At 72.8% G+C, this 1,484-nt stretch carries 1 protein-coding gene and 1 pseudogene; one reads left to right on the top strand and one right to left on the bottom strand.

Annotated features, from left to right (window positions below; translation table 11 throughout):
• The first annotated feature begins 35 nt into the window (after positions 1–35).
• The gene (locus EIO58_RS17770) at positions 36–680 is read left to right on the top strand and encodes an antibiotic biosynthesis monooxygenase (protein ID WP_127820540.1); all 645 of its coding nucleotides are present in this window, start codon (positions 36–38) and stop codon (positions 678–680) included.
• A gap of 118 nt (positions 681–798) precedes the next feature.
• Here EIO58_RS17770 and EIO58_RS19050 read toward each other — a convergent pair.
• Positions 799–1,484: pseudogene (locus EIO58_RS19050) on the bottom strand (hypothetical protein); the annotation flags it as partial.

The following is a 1,484-nucleotide window of genomic DNA, read 5'->3' as shown; positions in this document are numbered from 1 at the left end:
GCGCCGATGACGCACGCCAGTGACGGCACCCGAGAATGGATGCCATGGCAGAACCAGTGGCCCGCCCCATCACCGTCGCCATCGAACGGCGCATCGATCCCTCCCGCGCCGCAGAAGCCACGAGCTGGATGCAAGCCGGAACCGATCTCGCGACCGGCTTCCCCGGCTTCCTCGGCTCGGGATGGGTACGTGCCGGCGAAGGCAGCGACCTCTGGTACATGCTCTACCGCTTCCGCGACCTCGCCACTCTCGAAGGCTGGGAGGACTCGCCGCAGCGCGCGTGGTGGCTCGACTCGGGTCGCGCCTTCGCGCACGAGGTCAGGATCGAGCGACGCACCGGCATCGAAGGCTGGTTCGACGCACCGTTCGCCACGCAGGTCGAGTCGCGTGCGACCGGTGCGGCCGGGGCGGCCGGTGGCGGCGAGCCACCGCGGACCGGGCCGATCCAGCAGCCGATCCCGACGGCTCCCCCGCGCTGGAAGCAGGCGGTCACCATCTGGCTCGGGTTCTTCCCGACGAACCTCCTCGCGAGCTGGCTCCTCGGACTCGTCCCGGGCTTCGACGAGTGGCCGCTGATCGCCAGAGTCCTGCTGGCGACCCTGCTGCTCACGCCGGTGATGACCTACGCGGTGCTGCCGTGGGTGACGCGCGTCCTTCGTCCCTGGCTGCGAGTCGCCTGAGGCTCACGCCCGCGTCCTGACCAGGCGGCGCGCGCGAAGCACCAGCCCGTCACACCGACACCCCGACGACGGATGCCCCGACCCGGCGTGTCACGCCGCCGACTGGTGTTCTCGCCCCTCAGTCGTGGGAGTCGCCGGCCCCGGATTCGCCCGAGTCGGCCTCGCGGTCGGGCTCCGGTTCGCCTTCGTCAGCCGATCCGGGAGCCTCGGCCTCCGGCTCAACCGCGTCGCCGGACTCACCCTCGCTGTCGGACTCGTGGTGGTCGTCCTCAGATCCGGGCTCCTCGGCGACCGGCTCAGCGTCGACGGACTCGGCTGCTTCGTGCGTGCGGGATGCCTCCGCCGCCTCGACGTCCGCCGACACGACCTCCTCGGGCACGAGGGCCTCGACGTCGGGCTCGGCTTCGGCCTCGGACCCGTTCTCGACCCGGGCTTCGGCTCGAACCTCGAGCTCAGGGTCGTGCCCCGCCGACGACTCACCCGCCACGACCGCCGTCGAACCGTCCCCACCGGGCCCGGCGTCCTGCGAGACCTCGATGTCGGGGGCTTCCTCGAGTGGCGGCACGACGGTCGAGGCCGCTGCCACCGCACCGGCGGCTGCCGTCGCACCCCTCTCGGCCGCTTCGCGCAGGCGTCGCTGACGCCGCGTCTCGAACGTGACATCGGCCGCTCCTGCGCCCGCGTCCGAACCGACGAGCGCCGGCTCGGCTGCACCATCGGGCGCCTCTGGCCCATCGCCCTCGGGAGCCGGGCCGCCGTCGCCGTCGTCGCGGCGTCGCGCCTCGCGGCGCTCCTTCGCCCCTT

The sequence above is a fragment of the Microbacterium sp. CPCC 204701 genome, from assembly GCF_004010105.1.
Classification (GTDB): Bacteria; Actinomycetota; Actinomycetes; order Actinomycetales; family Microbacteriaceae; genus Microbacterium.
The sequence above is the reverse complement of the archived record's forward strand: the minus strand, read 5'-3'. Positions and strand labels throughout refer to the sequence as shown.